Annotated in this window: 14 protein-coding genes; 9 read left to right on the forward strand and 5 right to left on the reverse strand. The window is 49.3% G+C overall.

Annotated elements, in window-relative coordinates:
* Positions 1-21: 21 nt before the first annotated feature.
* The 8 genes from HQ41_RS09585 to HQ41_RS08995 all read left to right on the forward strand — a co-directional run bounded on the left by HQ41_RS09585 (position 22) and on the right by HQ41_RS08995 (position 6,068).
* Entirely contained in the window at positions 22-441 is a 420-nt protein-coding gene (locus HQ41_RS09585) for a SoxR reducing system RseC family protein (RefSeq protein WP_161780604.1), read from the forward strand.
* A 6-nt stretch (positions 442-447) separates the two neighbouring features.
* Positions 448-1,419: a Fe-S cluster domain-containing protein gene (locus HQ41_RS08965; RefSeq protein ID WP_044190733.1), complete on the forward strand. Its 972-nt coding sequence runs from the start codon at positions 448-450 to the stop codon at positions 1,417-1,419.
* Between the two features lie 31 nt (positions 1,420-1,450).
* Positions 1,451-2,785 carry an electron transport complex subunit RsxC gene (gene rsxC / locus HQ41_RS08970; RefSeq protein ID WP_044190736.1) on the forward strand — a complete coding sequence of 445 codons (1,335 nt, stop codon included), beginning with the start codon at positions 1,451-1,453 and terminating at the stop codon, positions 2,783-2,785.
* A 5-nt stretch (positions 2,786-2,790) separates the two neighbouring features.
* Complete coding sequence (locus HQ41_RS08975; protein WP_044190842.1) at positions 2,791-3,768, forward strand: RnfABCDGE type electron transport complex subunit D; 978 nt, start codon at positions 2,791-2,793, stop codon at positions 3,766-3,768.
* 3 nt (positions 3,769-3,771) lie between these two features.
* Complete coding sequence (locus HQ41_RS08980; protein WP_044190739.1) at positions 3,772-4,449, forward strand: RnfABCDGE type electron transport complex subunit G; 678 nt, start codon at positions 3,772-3,774, stop codon at positions 4,447-4,449.
* Positions 4,450-4,452: 3 nt separating this feature from the next.
* Positions 4,453-5,046, forward strand: coding sequence for an RnfABCDGE type electron transport complex subunit E (locus HQ41_RS08985; protein ID WP_044190741.1), 594 nt, complete (start codon positions 4,453-4,455; stop codon positions 5,044-5,046).
* 30 nt (positions 5,047-5,076) lie between these two features.
* Positions 5,077-5,658, forward strand: a complete 582-nt coding sequence (gene rsxA / locus HQ41_RS08990; RefSeq protein WP_044190742.1) for an electron transport complex subunit RsxA — start codon at positions 5,077-5,079, stop codon at positions 5,656-5,658.
* Positions 5,659-5,804: 146 nt separating this feature from the next.
* Complete coding sequence (locus HQ41_RS08995) at positions 5,805-6,068, forward strand: HU family DNA-binding protein (protein WP_044190745.1); 264 nt, start codon at positions 5,805-5,807, stop codon at positions 6,066-6,068.
* 154 nt (positions 6,069-6,222) lie between these two features.
* On the opposite strand, the gene HQ41_RS09000 is transcribed toward HQ41_RS08995, so the two are convergent.
* From HQ41_RS09000 to HQ41_RS09020, 5 genes are read right to left on the reverse strand one after another with little or no spacing between them, the layout of a single operon-like run.
* The gene (locus HQ41_RS09000; RefSeq protein ID WP_044190748.1) at positions 6,223-7,581 is read right to left on the reverse strand and encodes a TolC family protein; all 1,359 of its coding nucleotides are present in this window, start codon (positions 7,579-7,581) and stop codon (positions 6,223-6,225) included.
* An 11-nt stretch (positions 7,582-7,592) separates the two neighbouring features.
* On the reverse strand, positions 7,593-8,699 hold the full coding sequence (locus HQ41_RS09005; protein ID WP_044190751.1) for an efflux RND transporter periplasmic adaptor subunit: 1,107 nt from the start codon (positions 8,697-8,699) through the stop codon (positions 7,593-7,595).
* A 27-nt stretch (positions 8,700-8,726) separates the two neighbouring features.
* Positions 8,727-10,001 carry an ABC transporter permease gene (locus tag HQ41_RS09010; RefSeq protein ID WP_044190845.1) on the reverse strand — a complete coding sequence of 425 codons (1,275 nt, stop codon included), beginning with the start codon at positions 9,999-10,001 and terminating at the stop codon, positions 8,727-8,729.
* 22 nt (positions 10,002-10,023) lie between these two features.
* Positions 10,024-11,313, reverse strand: a complete 1,290-nt coding sequence (locus HQ41_RS09015) for an ABC transporter permease (RefSeq protein ID WP_044190754.1) — start codon at positions 11,311-11,313, stop codon at positions 10,024-10,026.
* A gap of 25 nt (positions 11,314-11,338) precedes the next feature.
* Positions 11,339-11,995 carry an ABC transporter ATP-binding protein gene (locus HQ41_RS09020; protein ID WP_044190757.1) on the reverse strand — a complete coding sequence of 219 codons (657 nt, stop codon included), beginning with the start codon at positions 11,993-11,995 and terminating at the stop codon, positions 11,339-11,341.
* 1,176 nt (positions 11,996-13,171) lie between these two features.
* On the opposite strand from HQ41_RS09020, the gene lon reads away from it, so the two are divergent.
* Complete coding sequence (gene lon / locus HQ41_RS09025) at positions 13,172-15,559, forward strand: endopeptidase La (RefSeq protein ID WP_235316962.1); 2,388 nt, start codon at positions 13,172-13,174, stop codon at positions 15,557-15,559.
* The last annotated feature ends 6 nt before the right edge of the window (positions 15,560-15,565 follow it).

The raw sequence follows: 15,565 nt of genomic DNA on the forward strand, positions 1-15,565 counted from the left end.
CAATGATAATTTATGGTAAGTGTGCAGAGACGCGAAGGGACTGTTTGTGATATTAACCAAAACCAAGTAACAGTTCGGATTCAGCAGCTCAGTGCCTGCGCTGGCTGTCATGCTAAGGATTTCTGCTGTTCGACAGACTGTGCCGAGCGTTATGTTCGTGTACAGACATCTGCTACCGACTTTAAGGTCGGGGATGTCGTGTTTGTCGAGGGCGAAGATCGTTTGGGTCGCTTAGCTGTCTTCCTTTCTTTCATCTTACCTATCCTTATTCTTGTGATTTCTTTGGTATTGGGGTTGCAGGTGATGAAGCTAGGAGAGCTCTCGGCTATCCTACTATCATTCGCTCTACTAGGATTGTACTACGTGGGGCTCAAGCTTCTAGACCGTAGGCTTAGGCGCATCATTAAATTTAATATCCGCAAACTAGATCAAGCATCATAAGGAACTATGATTACCATTATTGTACTAGCACTATTGGGGGGTATCGGTGCCCTATTGCTATTTTTCGTATCCAAAAAGTTTGAGGTTAAAGAGGATCCACGTATTGGAGAGGTCAATGAGGTGCTACCGCAGGCCAACTGTGGGGGTTGTGGCTTCCCCGGTTGCTCGGCTTTTGCCTCGGCTTGCGTCAAAGGCGATAGTCTGGAGGGTTTGTATTGCCCAGTGGGTGGATCTCCCGTGATGGACAAAATTTCGGGTATTTTGGGGCTTGAGAGCGCCAAGAGCGATCCGCTTATTGCAGTCGTGCGATGCAACGGAAACTGTGAGGCTCGACCACGTACTAACCTATATGATGGCGCAACCAGCTGCCGCATTGCCTCGGCTCTGTACAAGGGCGACACAGACTGTAGCTTCGGTTGTCTTGGACATGGGGACTGTGTGGCAGCGTGTGCATTCGATGCCATACATATGAATACAGACACCCTGCTGCCAGAGGTCGTAGAGGACGCTTGTGTTGCTTGTGGAGCTTGTGTCACGGCTTGCCCCAAGAGTATCATAGAGCTACGCAAGAAAGGGCCTAAGGGCAGACGCATCTTCGTGAGCTGCGTCAATAAAGATAAGGGTGGTATTGCAATGAAAGCCTGTAAGAGTGCTTGCATCGGCTGCTCGAAGTGCTTCAAAGAATGTAAGTTCGAGGCCATCACTATGGCAGATAATCTTAGCTACATCGACCATACAAAGTGCCGTCTGTGCCGCAAGTGCGTCAGTGTCTGCCCTACGAATGCGATCCACGAACTAGGCTTCCCTCCCAAGAAGGAGGCTCCAGCAGAGCTCAAGGTAGAAGCCACAAGTAAACCTACCGCCGAGGCTCAGCCAACGGCTACCGTAGGTACACCTAAGGTAGAGCCTGCGCCTATGCCCAAGGTTGAGTCGGAGCAGAGTACTCCCTCGCAAGTTTCGGCACCTCAATCCAATTAGTCTAATCAAAACACCAGAATAATTGACCAATATGCTAAGGACATTTAGTCTGGGAGGTATTCATCCCCCCGAAAACAAACTATCAGCCGGTAAACCTATTCAGCCCGTAGCCTTACCCAAGGAGGTGATTATTCCGTTGGGGCAACATATCGGAGCTCCTGCTGTAGCTACAGTCCAGAAAGGCGATATCGTTAAGGTCGGCACAGTGATTGCCAAGAGTGGAGGCTTTATTTCTGCCAATATCCACTCCTCTGTGTCGGGGAAAGTGACCAAAATAGACTCTGTCTTCGATGCTAGTGGCTACAAGCGGCCTGCCATATTTATTGCGGTAGATGGCGAAGATACGTGGGAGGAGGGGATTGACCGCTCTGCGGATATCGTTCGAGGCTGTGATCTCGAGCCACGTGCTATCATCGACAAAATACTAGCCTCGGGGATCGTTGGCCTTGGTGGTGCTACATTCCCCACACACGTTAAGTTATCTCCACCTCCGGGGCAGACAGCCGAGGTACTCATCATCAATGCTGTAGAGTGCGAGCCATACCTCACGAGCGATGATATCCTGATGATGGAGCATGGAGAGGAGATTCTCGTCGGTGTGTCTATCTTAATGAAAGCCCTAGGCGTTGGGCGATGCGTTATTGGTATCGAGAATAATAAGCCCAAAGCCATCGCACACATGAGTAATATTGCCTCTGCCTACTCGGGCGTAGAAGTGATGCCTCTGAAGGTGCAATATCCGCAAGGGGGAGAGAAGCAGCTCATCGATGCAGTCCTCGGCAAGCAAATCAAGAGCGGTGCACTACCTATCTCCGCAGGGGCTGTGGTACAGAATGTCGGTACGGTCTTCGCGGTCTACGAAGCTGTACAGAAGAATAAGCCTCTAGTGGAGCGTGTCGTCACAGTAACGGGTAAGAAACTTAGCAACCCCTCCAACTTCCTCGCCCGTGTCGGCACGCCTCTCTCCGTGCTTATAGAGGCAGCAGGAGGTCTGCCAGAAGATACTGGTAAGATCATCGGCGGTGGCCCCATGATGGGTAAAGCCCTTTTGGGGGCTGATGTACCTGTGACGAAGGGAACGTCTGGAGTACTCATTTTGCCTAGAGAGGAGAGCGTACGTAAGCCTATGCGCAACTGTATTCGCTGTGCCAAGTGCGTTAATGTATGTCCCATGGGACTTAACCCAGCGTTCCTAATGCGTGATGTGCAGTATAAGGCTTGGGACGATGCCGAAAAAGGCTACATCGTAGACTGCATCGAGTGTGGTTCTTGTAGCTTTACTTGTCCATCTAGCCGCCCATTGCTCGACTATATCCGCATCGGCAAGCAGCAAGTCATGGGGATTATTCGCTCACGTAAAGTCTAATGTTTATGGAAAAGTTAATTATATCTCCTTCGCCTCACATTCACAGTGGGGATACGGTAGAGCGCAATATGTATGCCGTACTGCTGGCACTTATCCCAACGTGCTTGGTGTCGATCGCTCAGTTTGGTTTAGGTGCGTTAGTAGTCCTATCGGTAGCCGTAGGCGTATGCGTCTTAGCTGAGTGGCTAATCGTTAAGTATATCATGAAGTCCGAGGTGACTATCACGGACGGCTCAGCGGCACTCACGGGTATCCTTTTGGGGATGAATCTCCCAAGCAATCTCCCCGTGTGGATCATCGCCATAGGCGCTCTCGTGGCGATTGGTGTAGGCAAGATGAGCTTCGGCGGTTTGGGAGGCAATATTTTCAATCCTGCTTTGGTTGGGCGTGTCTTCTTGCTGATTGCTTATCCTGCACAAATGACCATTTGGCCAGAGGCAGGGCAGCTGACGAGCTACACAGATGCTACGACTGGTGCTACGCCTCTTGGTATCATGAAAGGCGTGATCAACTCAGCTCCGGGAGCATCTTGGGATCAACTTCCCTCATCGATAGATATGCTCTTGGGGGTACACGGCGGATCACTTGGGGAGGTTAGTGCTTTGGCCCTGCTATTAGGGCTGGCATACCTGCTCTACAAGCGCGTTATCACGTGGCATATCCCAGTATCTATACTAGTTTCGGCTTTTACTCTTGGCGGACTGATGTATCTAATCAACCCAGATATTTATCCTGCACCTTGGTTCCATTTGCTTACGGGAGGTATGCTTCTTGGTGCGGTCTTCATGGCTACTGACTATGTTACTAGCCCAATGAGCAAACGAGGTCAGCTTATCTATGGCTGTCTGATAGGGATTCTGACTGTGGCTATTCGTCTCTTCGGAGCCTATCCCGAGGGTATGAGCTTCGCTATCCTTATCATGAACGCCTTTACTCCGCTGATTAATATGTATGTGAAACCTAAACATTTTGGAGGGAAATAAGCCATGAAGAAGCTATCATCTACATTGCCCAATATGGTGCTATCCCTCGTGGGAATCTGCCTTGTAGTATCAGGGGTATTGGCCCTGCTCAACGACGTTACCAAAGCACCTATCGCAGAGGCTAAAGTACGTGCCAAGGTTGATGCAATCAAGCAAGTAACTCCAGAGTTTGACAATAATCCGTACGAGGATCGCTTCTCAATGCTTCTAGAGGGCGACAAGGATCCGCTTATGATTTACCCTGCACGTAAGGGAGAAACCAGCGTAGGTTATGCTATCGAAACCTATACCAATAATGGGTTTAATGGTCGCATTTCTCTGATGATGGGGCTAGACACAGCAGGCGTCTTGGTAGACTTCTCGGTCTTGGAGCTGAGCGAAACGCCGGGTCTTGGGACTAAGATTCCAGAGTGGTACCATACGCCTAGCAGTAAAGGGCACATACAAGATATGCGTGGCCTGAATATGTCTGATAAAGCTCCTCTGAAGGTAACCAAAGACGGAGGAGAGGTTGATGCGATCACTGCCGCTACAATCAGTAGCCGTGCCTTCCTTGATGCGGTTAATCGTGGATACAATGCATATCTTCAAATCAAGGGGCAAACCACGGATAGTGTAAGTAGTGCAACAGCTCGTGCCGATGAGCCAGTACAGGCAACCAACAAAGAAGTAACAGAATAGCTTATGAAACCACTAGATATCATTAAGAACGGCATTGTCAAAGAAAACCCCGTCTTCGTCTTGTTGCTTGGTATGTGTCCGACACTGGCGACCACAAGCTCTGCATCCAATGGACTTGCCATGGGGCTTGCGACGACTTTCGTATTGATTTGCTCCAACAGTGTGATCTCACTCATCAAGCATCTCATCCCAGATATGGTGCGCATCCCCGGCTACATCGTAGTGATTGCGGGCTTCGTGACCGTCGTACAGATGGTTATGCAGGCTTATCTACCCGATCTCTATGCTAGTCTTGGCTTGTTCATTCCTTTGATTGTGGTAAACTGCGTTGTGCTAGGACGTGCAGAGGCTGTAGCCTCCAAGAATACTTTGGGTCATTCGGCTCTTGACGGAGTCGGTATTGGCTTAGGTTTTACACTTTCGCTGACACTTCTAGGGGCAGTGCGTGAGTTTTTGGGCACGGGCAAGTTCTTTGGCATGGAGCTATTCTCCGAGAGTTTTGGGGCGCTTCTGTTTATCCTTGCTCCCGGAGCTTTCATCGTGCTAGGCTACTTGATTGCACTGATGAATACGCTCAAAGAGAAGAAAGCATCCTAATGATCCATCGCTTCAATAGACTATAAGATTATGGCACATTATATCATCATTTTCATAGCGGCTGTCTTCGTTAATAACGTTGTGCTGTCGCAGTTTTTGGGCATCTGTCCTTTCCTTGGCGTGTCCAAAAAGGTAGATACATCGGTAGGAATGGGGGCAGCTGTCGCATTCGTTCTGGCTATTGCAACCATCGTAACCTTTCTTTTACAGAAGTTTGTCCTAGAGCCTTTTGGTATTGCCTTCATGCAGACTATTTCGTTTATCCTTGTGATTGCAGCTCTAGTACAGATGGTAGAGATTATTTTGAAGAAAACTTCTCCTGCCCTCTATCAGGCTCTAGGGGTATTCCTCCCTTTGATTACCACTAACTGCTGTGTGCTTGGGGTAGCGATCCTAGTAATCCAAAAGGACTTCAACTTACTTGAGAGCGTTGTCTATGCGATTTCTACGGCTATCGGTTTTACCCTTGCTATGGTAGTTTTTGCGGGTATTCGTGAGCAACTAGATAGGACAATCCTACCACGTGCAATGCGTGGCATACCGATTGCTTTAATCTCTGCGGGCATTTTGGCGATGGCCTTTATGGGGTTCAGTGGATTGGTACGCTTGTAAACCCTTGATTCAACGCAAGCAAAAAAATAACTAGTTGTATATAATCGAAATATTTATTGTAATTTTGAAGCAAAGATACCGCAGGAGTTTATGCGGTTTGTTGCGGAACACTTTTTAGTATTTAACAATAAATTTCAAAGTCCGTTATGAATAAGACAGAGTTTATCGCTCGTGTGGCAGAGAAGGCTGGGCTAACTAAGGTTGATGCCCAGAAAGCTGTGAATGCTTTCGCTGATGTAGTGGCAGAACAGCTCAAGAAGGGCGACAAGGTAGCCCTACTAGGTTTTGGTACTTTCTCTGTAAATGACAAGCCAGCACGCACAGGTATTAACCCAAAGACCAAGGAAAAGATCAACATCCCAGCTCGTAAGGCTGTAAAGTTCAAACCGGGTTCAGCTCTAGAGATCTAATCCTATTGAGAAACATCTACTAGTGGTGAACGTTAGCCTCGATAAGTCTTAGGCATATTGGGCTATTCTGGTAAAAGAGTAAAGAAACAACTTAGGGAGTGATGCTATACTGCATCACTCCCTAAGTTGTTTTTGTATCTAGCCTCCTAAGCGTCTAGTCACTGATCGTGGTGTAGAACCCTAGCACTCGTGAGCGCAACACAAAGTCGTACTTAGATTTGAGTGCCTCTATCTCTGCCAGTAGATGCCTCGTTTTGGCTTCGGAGTATTCATTCATCGTTGCCTTACCAGCCATTAGCTTAGCTTCTACAAGCTGCAATGCCTCGTCAGAGGCAAGTAGAGAGGCTTCGCTTACCGAGATTTTACGCTCTGTTGCTAGTACATTGGCTCTAGCTTGAGCAATCTCTTTGTATAGCTTTTTCTTGGCTTGCTCTAGCTGTAGGGTGCGCTCCGTATAGTTGATTTTGGCCATTCTGATGCGGCTACGCGTCCTGAAGGCATCGAAGATAGGGATACTTAGGTTGAGGCCTATATAGCTTCTGCCATTGTGATCCCACTGGTCGGCTAGAGAGGGATTGAGAGCAGCGAATGCACCATATTGATAGTAGTAATTATTGCTATACCCAGTACTTAGAGATAGGGAGGGGTAGTAGCCACTACGGGCTGATAAGATGTTGTGCTTGGCTGAGCCTATTGCATTCTTAGCGATTTGCAACTCGGGTCGTATCTCTAGAGCACTATCGTAGATCTGATCTGCCGAGGCTATGGCATGCCCCAGACTCAAAGACTGTTGGGTTAGTTCTACACCTTGTATCTCTACATCAGTTGGGCTATCGATAGCCTGAGTTAGGTCTAGCTTGGCTAGATCTAGGCTGTTGAGTGCCTCCAGATGGCGTAGCTCCTCGGTGGCTAGTTGCGCTTCTGCTTCCGAGAGTTTGTCCTTCGACCAGCGACCAGAGGTTACCATTCCTCTAGTGTAATCACGCACTTGCTTTGTGCGCTCGCATTGCTCTGCCGTGGAGCGAGCCACTTCTCTGGCGAAAAGCCATGAGTAGTAGAGCTGTGTGACCTGAAGCGCTAAGTCCTCTTTGGCCTTTTGCAATTCGGCTGTCGCTCCTGCCACATCTAGCTGTGCAGCCTTGAGATCATGTAACCTCTGGAATCCGGAGAAGAGTGATAGGCTGCCCGAAACAGATACTGACGTAGTAGCAGACGAACGGTCTACATAGACTCCAGTTTTATCTTGAGATCGGCCGAAGCTAAAGCCCTGACCTGCATTCGCCGATAGGCTTGGGAGGAAGTCGCTACGTTTGGCCTCTAGCTGTACTCGAACCCTACCGATAGATAGCTCACGAGCCTTGAGCTCAAGGTTGCGCATCTTGGCTAGACGGATGCAGTCCTCTAGGGTAAGCGCCTTGGTTGGCTGTGCATCTGTGTTTACCTCTTGTGCTAGGGCTAGAGGAGAGCCTACTAGGCCTAGACTAAGGATATAGATGATGATTGATCTATTCATAAGGAGTTGTTTTACTGAATAATCTGATTGCCACGAACACGTTCCCCCACCTTGATGCCTTGCTTGACCTCGGCTTTCTGCCCGTCGGATAGGCCTATCTCGACGAATCGCTCCTCGGTCTGGAGTGGATTTTCTTGTGTTACAATCTGTACGAAGGTCGAGTCTCCTCGGTAGCTAAGACAAGACTCTGGTATGGTGATGACGTTGTCTGCCCTAGAGGTTGTGATCTTAGCATTGGCACTGTATCCCGAGCGGAAAAGAGCGATAAGCTCTGAGTTCAGATTTTTCATTGCTCCCTTGACCTCGAATAGTGTCGCCGCTTGGCTAGCCTTGCCTTGAGGCGAGATATACTCCACCTCTGCCTCGAACTTTTGGTTTGGTAGGGCGCCTAGGCTGATCTCCATGCTCTGTCCTAGCGCCAGCTTGCCTACTTCTGTTTCGTCAGCATTGCCAAGGAAAATAAGATCGCTCATGTTGGCGATTGTGGCGATTGTAGTCCCTTCGTTGAAGTTGTTGGCCTGTATCACGGAGCTACCTACCTTAACGGGGACGCTTAGTACCTTACCCGAGCGAGTCGCACGCACTAGGGTTGTACTCTCTTTACTACTCCGTGCACTCACGCCCTTGCGTATGATAAGCAGAGCGTCCTCTGTCGAGGCGAGCTGTAGCTTGCTTGTTTCGTAGTCGGCCTTGCTCTTCTCGTACTCTTCTGCCGAGATTAGGCCTTGGTCGTAGAGACCTTGGTTGCGCTGATGAACAGCCTTGATGCGCTCGTGCTGTACACGTGTCTGAGCGAGTTGAGCCTCTGCATTGTTGCTCTGCATCATCTCTGGGACTACAGCGATACGAGCTATGATGTCGCCAGTGGCAACCTCGTCACCGGGATTGACTAGTATCTCGGAGATGATGCCTGCTATCTGAGGTTTGATGGCGACCTCATCTCTGGGTACAATACTACCAGTGAGAACTAGATGCCGACGAATGGTATCGCCCGCTCGGGCTGTCTCGATCTGATAGCTGAGCGGATCGCCCTGCCCCCTGCGCCATAGGTAGACGAACGTGATAATCACTGCTAGGGCGAAGATAGCCCCGAGTAGCCATTTGATAAACTTCTTCATAATTGAGTGTTTTTATAATTGTTTCCTTTATTCTTCTCTGATTGCCTCGATGGCCTTGACTTCTATCGCCTTGATTGCTGGTAATAGACCTGCCACCAATCCAGAGGCAACTATGATGAGTACTGCCAATAGAGCTGTACTTATGCTGATAATCGGATTAACCAACCTTAGCCCATCGGAGGATCCCTCGCCTAAGGAACTGGTCGCCATGACGACGAGCGACATAACGCCCACGCCCAGTACTAGACCGAGTAGCCCCGATAGTGTGGTGAGCAGGCTTGACTCGAGCATGAGCTGGCGAAGAATATCTCTAGGCCTTGCCCCGAGTGCTCGGCGCACGCCAATCTCCTGTGTCCGCTCGCGCACCGTGACGAGCAGGATATTGCTCACACCAATGATACCAGTGAGCAGAGTGCCAATCCCGACAATCCAGACGAGTATCGCTAGTGCGATATTGATGCCATCGAAAGTAGCGAAGATCTCATTGGTGTCGAATATGCGCACGGCCGTCTCGTCGGTTGGGGCGATGTGATGCTCTGCCCTGATAAGGTCTTTAATCTTTTCACTGGCTCGCTTACTATGCTCGGGGTGATGTGTCGTAACGTAGAGCAAGTCTACCTCTTCGGGGCGATTGCTTAGCGAGGAGACTATCCCTAGAGGAGCAAAAGCGGTGTGGCTGACCGGAACTACCATACTGAAGTTCTCACTCTTGGCCGATACGACTCCTACGATCGTGTAGTAGTGCCCCCCTATGAGTATGGATTTACCTACTGCCTGCGTAGCACTAATGCCCATCTTCTCTGTAGCGACACGCTTGCCGATGATGCACACCTTGCGGTGCTCTCGCTCATCTTGTAGGCTAAGATGACGACCAGCGATAAGGTTGACTAGTGTGATGTCGAAGAACTCGGGGGTTACCCCAGCCAAAATCTGCCTATCCTTCTTGCCTTCGTACTCGATCGTTGATCCCCAATCCTGTAGAGAGGCACCAATCGCCTTGATCTCGGGTACACGAGCGCGTAGAATGTCTATATCTCGCGGGCTCATATCCCATCTGCGACCTTTGCCGAAGCCCGAATAGGGGAGGCTAGTTTCACTTGTATAGATCTGTAGCATATTGGGAGCGACTGACGAGGTCATCTCCTTGATGCCGTTCTGCAGCCCTTTGCTCAGGGATAATAGGATAACGAGCATAAATATGCCCCAAAACACCCCGAACGATGTGACGATGCTTCGACGTTTATTTCTGCCTAGCGTATGCCCCACCTCACGTAGAGTCTCGCGGTCTAATAGCCTTTTCATAATCATCTCTCCTGTGAATTCATTACTGCCTCATAGCCTCGACTGTAGGGATGCGAAGCGCTTTGCGGGCTGGTAGATAGCCAGCAAGCAGTCCGCCTAGCATCATTACGAGGATCGCGCCGATAGCTGTGCTTACCGTTATATTGGGATTGATGAATAGGTAACTCTTAAAAGAGCCAATCTCCTTGACGCCCCATCCATTGACCACCATGATGTAGTCTACCAGTGCCATAATCCCTACACCGACCACTAGCCCCATAAGCCCAGAGATTAGGGTGATGAATACAGACTCTGTGAGGACCATGCCGATGATATCCTTGGTCTTGGCGCCTAGTGCCTTGCGAATGCCAATCTCTCGCTTGCGCTCGGTGACGGCAATCTGCATGATGTTGATTACCCCAACGACTCCTATAATCAAGGTGCTTAGCCCAATAAGCCACAGAAATAGATCGATGCCGAAGAAGACCTGCTTCATAGTTCCGAGCATGGCGGCTTGAGAATCGACACGGATCGCACGCTCGTCGCTAGGGGAGAAGCCCTTCATGCCCGCACAGATCTGCGTTAATGCTTGGTCGAATGCCTCTTCCGCCTCGTCGCTATCTATGCTAGGGCATAGAGCCTGCATACCCCAGACTTGATTAGCTCGATGATCCGAACCGCTTAACCTCATGATCTGCATAGTCGATAGAGGAATGTAGCTCTTGCCATTCTCCCCATAGCTATCCTCGTGTACCCCAATCACCGTGTAGCCACTACCCGAGATCATCACTTGCTTACCTAGAGCAGCCTCTTCGGTATTGAATAGACTCCGAGCTAGATAGTCGTTGAGGACGATGACTTTGCGGATCTCACGTTCGTCTCTTGTATTGATAAATCGACTTGACGAAACTTTATATTTAAGATGTCTAACCTGACTGTAGGCCTCTGTGACGCCGAATAGATAAGTTTCGCCAGCTCGATCTGCATACGACACTCGGATGCCCCAGCGGTTGTTGTATGGTGCTACGAGCTGTATTTGGGGCATCTGTCGCTGTATCTCGTAGCAGTCGTCTATGTGGTAGGCGGGCTCGTACCAGCGAGGTAAGCCATTATAAGGCTCAGATAGATAGCCGAAGGATATGTCTACCGCGGAGTTATTAAGACCTTGAGCAGATATATTCCTCATGATACCTCGGCTGATACCCGTACCAGAGCTAAGCAAGATGACTAGGATCAGTACGCCCCAGCCTACAGCTAGCCCTGTGAGTATCGTTCGGAGTTTATTCATCGAGAGTGTTGCCACGATCTCTCGTATTTGTTCTCGTCCCAGCATAGCTAGATGATTATTGATGTAGTAGTTAGCAGATCAATCCGTCCTTGATGTTTATGGTGCGGCTACATTGGTCGGCTACGGCTTGCTCATGAGTTACGATGATCATAGTTCGTCCCTCGGCATTCATTTCTTTGAGTAGCTGCATCACCTCTTCTGTTGTCTGGCTATCGAGGGCCCCAGTGGGCTCATCTGCCAAGATTATGGCAGGCTCGGTAACGAGTGCTCGTGCTATGGCGACACGTTGTTTCTGACCTCCAGATAGCTCACTTGGTAGATGGTGTGCCCAGTTGGAGAGGCCCACTCGCTCTAGATACTGAGCTGCTCTACACATACGCTCGGCATATGGGACACCCCGATAGTAGAGGGGTAGGGCAATGTTTTCTAGTGCGTTCTTGAAAGGGATAAGGTTGAAGGACTGGAATATGAAGCCGATTTTGTGGTTGCGCATATCAGCGGCTTCGTTCTCGGTCAGATCCCTAACGATCTTACTGTCGAGCAGGTATTCCCCTTCGTCGTAGGTGTCTAGGATACCGAGGATGTTGAGTAGGGTGCTCTTGCCAGATCCCGATGCGCCCATGATGGCGACCAGCTCTCCTGCTCCGATCTCAAGATCTATGCCCTTGAGTACATGTAGCGGTTGAGCTCCCGGGTAGGTCTTATGTATGTTTCTTAATTTAATCATCTCTAGGTTATTATAATGATGTTAAGTAATCTGCTTCTATCTCCTGTTTATGTTTATTGGTGTATTACTTATCTATTACACCGCAAATGTAGTGCTTTTTAGTGAACAGACAACTCTTAGCCTAGATTTTTTTCAAAACTTCTCCGCTTGACGGTACTATTTGGTGTGCATCTATGGTCTTCTACCATACTATATATAGCAAGAGAGATAGTCTCTTGCTACCCTTGCGCCTTCCATGTTTGATAGAAGTCGGCTATGCTCCTAAACTGTAAATAAGTGTTGTCTTTTTTCTTTTCACAGCGCTATCTCTGAGCTTTGCGATGAGCCGAAGTATTGAAATCGAAGGGCTAATTTGTTTCAGTTGGTGGAGTAACTTGCTCGGGTATGTCCATCAATCCGACAAGATTGATGGGAATAAATATCTCTTAGAGTGCCTTGAAGATGTAAAAACTATTGCTGTTTAGATATATGTGTTTGAAATATAGCTGCTTGTGAAGCGCTCGTTTTGGCTGGGTCTATGAGAGGAGCTGGTCGTGAGTGCCAAAATGGGGTCGGGCGCCGTGTAGAGCCTCCTAGAGGCCAAATACGCGGTCTGCCGTTTTTTGCCCACTACAGATAAAATCTCTCATCGACATTCTGAAATTTGAGCTAAAATATAAATCTAGGGGTACAGAAGTAGCCTTATCTCAATCGTTGCCAAAGCCTGCCATTTTCCCCACATCCCAATAGGATAAATTCTGCTTGTGGCGCCGCCACGCAATGGGTGGAACGAATGGGCGTAACACAACAAGAACCATGAGAAAACGCTTCGCCAATCCATGTCATCGGCGAGTAGGCACGTATTATCTGGTGGCGACTATCCGTTGTCGGAGTCTCATCAGCATAAGGAGATATGCGTACAACTCGTATCCGAGAAAAAAACAAATAATGATTATACTGCTATCATCGTTCGAAGATTCAGGTCACTTTGATACGACTGCCCTACACCGCACGTTGCTAGCTTAGGCATTTTATTGTAATTTTGTGCGATTAAACGGAGTATTTTCGTAATCTATTGACCACTTATATTAAACTGTGGTATAAATAGTGAATCAGTATCTAAAGTAGAACATGATAGAAATCAACGAACTGGAGGCATTTTTTGATGCAAGCCAGTCACAGATAAGTAGTTCGGTAATGCCTATCATCGGCGATATTGACCCGAATGAGGATTTTACGCTCTCGGACGAAGAGCTTGGAGCGACGATGCCCATATTGCCTCTACGCAATATGGTACTTTTCCCGGGTCAGATTATGCCCGTATTGGTAGGGCGTGAGAAATCACGCAACCTAATTCGCTGGGCAGAGAGTAGTAAAGCTCTCTTTGCCGCAGTAGCTCAGCGTGATGCAGAGGTGGAGGATCCCACCATCTCCGATCTGTATGAGGTGGGCGTGGTAGCTACACTTGAGCAAGTGCTAGAGATGCCCGATGGCTCTCTGACGGCAATCATCAGAGGTAGCCAGCGTGTACGTATCGGGGCAGAACATAGCCTTATTCCTCACCTCTCTGCCGAGGTAAGTCTACTCTCGGAGATCATGCCTCGTAGAAACAACCCAGAGTTTAAGGTGCTCGCAGCTTCGATCAAGGAAAACTACCTCACGCAGTTTAAGTTGATACACAATGCGATGCCTAAGCAGATGCAGGAGAGCTTCCAGCGTAATAAGAATGGCATCTATCTGATCAATAACTCGATCGGGCTCTTGAGTATCAACATACAAGCCAAGCAAGCCCTACTCGAGCTAGACGACATACGTGATAGAGGGCTCAAGGTGTTGGGCTTCCAGCAGTCCGAGCTACAGATGCTACGCCTAAAAGCAAGTCTGACCAATAAGACCCAGAGGGAGATGGACAGACAGCAGAAGGAATACTTCTTGCAGCAACAGATCCGTACCTTCCAAGAGGAACTAGGTGGTAGTGCCCACGATCTAGAGATTGCAGAGCTACGTGAGCAGGCAGGTAAGATGCTCTGGAGCGAGGCAGTAGGTGAGATCTTCGAGAAGGAGGTGCGCAAGGCCGAACGACTCAATCCGCAGAGCCCAGACTATGCAGTGCAGGTGCAGTATCTGCGTACCATACTATCATTGCCTTGGGGTGTCTACAGCCAAGACAACTTCGATCTGAAGAATGCTCAGAAGAAGCTCGACGAGGAGCACTTCGGCCTAGAGAAAGTCAAGGAGCGCATCCTTGAGCACCTAGCTGTACTCAAGCTCAAGGGAGATATGAAGTCGCCTATTATCTGCCTCTATGGCCCCCCGGGAGTCGGCAAAACCTCTCTAGGGCGTAGTATAGCCGATAGTCTAGGACGCAAATATGTGCGCATCTCTCTAGGTGGAGTACACGACGAGGCAGAGATACGAGGCCACCGCCGCACCTATATTGGGGCTATGAGTGGGCGTATCATACAGAGCTTGCAGAAGGCTGGCACCTCAAACCCTGTCTTTGTCCTCGATGAGATTGATAAGATCTCGGGCGACTATAAGGGGGATCCCGCAGCTGCTCTGCTCGAGGTGTTGGACCCAGAGCAGAATGGTACCTTCCACGACAACTACCTAGATATAGACTACGATCTAAGCAAGGTGCTCTTCATAGCCACTGCCAATAACATTGGGGCGATCTCACAGCCCTTGAGAGATCGCATGGAGCTAATAGAGGTGTCGGGCTATATCGCCGAGGAGAAGATGCAGATCGCCAAGCGCCATCTGATCCCAAAGATCGCTCAAGATCACGGATTAGGGGAGCGCAACATTCGCTTCACACCAAAGGCTATCGAGACCATCATCGAGCAATACACACGTGAGAGCGGAGTGCGTGCTTTGAGCAAGAAAATAGCTGCCATTATGCGTAAAATCGCTTGGCAGGAGGCCTCCAACGCAGAGGCCAAAACCGAGGTAACCCCAGCTCTAGTCAAGGAGTATCTTGGCAAACCTATCTTCTCAAGAGATAAGTACCAAGGCAATGAACATCCGGGAGTAGTGGTTGGTCTGGCTTGGACAAGTGTAGGAGGAGAGATCCTCTTCATCGAGAGCAGCTTGCATCGTGGGCAGGAGTTTAAGCTCAGCCTGACCGGTAGCCTCGGTGATGTGATGAAGGAGAGTGCCGTGCTAGCGCTCGACTATATCAGAGCGCACCGTGACGAACTCGGTATAGAGGATACTGCTATCAAGGATAAGGAAGTACACATACACGTCCCCGAGGGAGCTGTGCCCAAGGACGGCCCTAGTGCAGGCATCACGATTGTGACCTCTCTAGTATCTACTATGACGGGGCGCCTCGTGCGTCCACATATCGCTATGACGGGTGAGATTACTCTGCGTGGCAAGGTACTGCCCGTCGGTGGTATCAAGGAGAAGATATTAGCAGCCAAGCGCTCGGGCATCAAGGAGATTATTCTCTGCAAGGAGAACGAGAAGGATATCGCTGAGATCAAGGAACTGTATGTGCGTGGCCTCAAGTTTCACTATGTCGAGGAGATCAGCCAAGTGCTTGATCTAGCCTTGGAGCCAGTAACGCCCCAAGCAAAGTAATCCCTT

Source organism: Porphyromonas sp. COT-290 OH860 (assembly GCF_000768935.1).
Taxonomy (GTDB): domain Bacteria; phylum Bacteroidota; class Bacteroidia; order Bacteroidales; family Porphyromonadaceae; genus Porphyromonas.

What these genes read in the sequence shown, in the direction of transcription:
- HQ41_RS08965 (WP_044190733.1), top strand. Translation starts at nt 448, where the DNA reads ATGATTACCATTATTGTACTAGCACTATTGGGGGGTATCGGTGCCCTA.
- rsxC (WP_044190736.1), top strand. Translation starts at nt 1,451, where the DNA reads ATGCTAAGGACATTTAGTCTGGGAGGTATTCATCCCCCCGAAAACAAA.
- HQ41_RS08975 (WP_044190842.1), top strand. Translation starts at nt 2,791, where the DNA reads ATGGAAAAGTTAATTATATCTCCTTCGCCTCACATTCACAGTGGGGAT.
- HQ41_RS08980 (WP_044190739.1), top strand. Translation starts at nt 3,772, where the DNA reads ATGAAGAAGCTATCATCTACATTGCCCAATATGGTGCTATCCCTCGTG.
- HQ41_RS08985 (WP_044190741.1), top strand. Translation starts at nt 4,453, where the DNA reads ATGAAACCACTAGATATCATTAAGAACGGCATTGTCAAAGAAAACCCC.
- rsxA (WP_044190742.1), top strand. Translation starts at nt 5,077, where the DNA reads ATGGCACATTATATCATCATTTTCATAGCGGCTGTCTTCGTTAATAAC.
- HQ41_RS08995 (WP_044190745.1), top strand. Translation starts at nt 5,805, where the DNA reads ATGAATAAGACAGAGTTTATCGCTCGTGTGGCAGAGAAGGCTGGGCTA.
- HQ41_RS09000 (WP_044190748.1), bottom strand. Translation starts at nt 7,581, where the DNA reads ATGAATAGATCAATCATCATCTATATCCTTAGTCTAGGCCTAGTAGGC.
- HQ41_RS09005 (WP_044190751.1), bottom strand. Translation starts at nt 8,699, where the DNA reads ATGAAGAAGTTTATCAAATGGCTACTCGGGGCTATCTTCGCCCTAGCA.
- HQ41_RS09010 (WP_044190845.1), bottom strand. Translation starts at nt 10,001, where the DNA reads ATGAAAAGGCTATTAGACCGCGAGACTCTACGTGAGGTGGGGCATACG.
- HQ41_RS09015 (WP_044190754.1), bottom strand. Translation starts at nt 11,313, where the DNA reads ATGCTGGGACGAGAACAAATACGAGAGATCGTGGCAACACTCTCGATG.
- HQ41_RS09020 (WP_044190757.1), bottom strand. Translation starts at nt 11,995, where the DNA reads ATGATTAAATTAAGAAACATACATAAGACCTACCCGGGAGCTCAACCG.
- lon (WP_235316962.1), top strand. Translation starts at nt 13,172, where the DNA reads ATGCCTATCATCGGCGATATTGACCCGAATGAGGATTTTACGCTCTCG.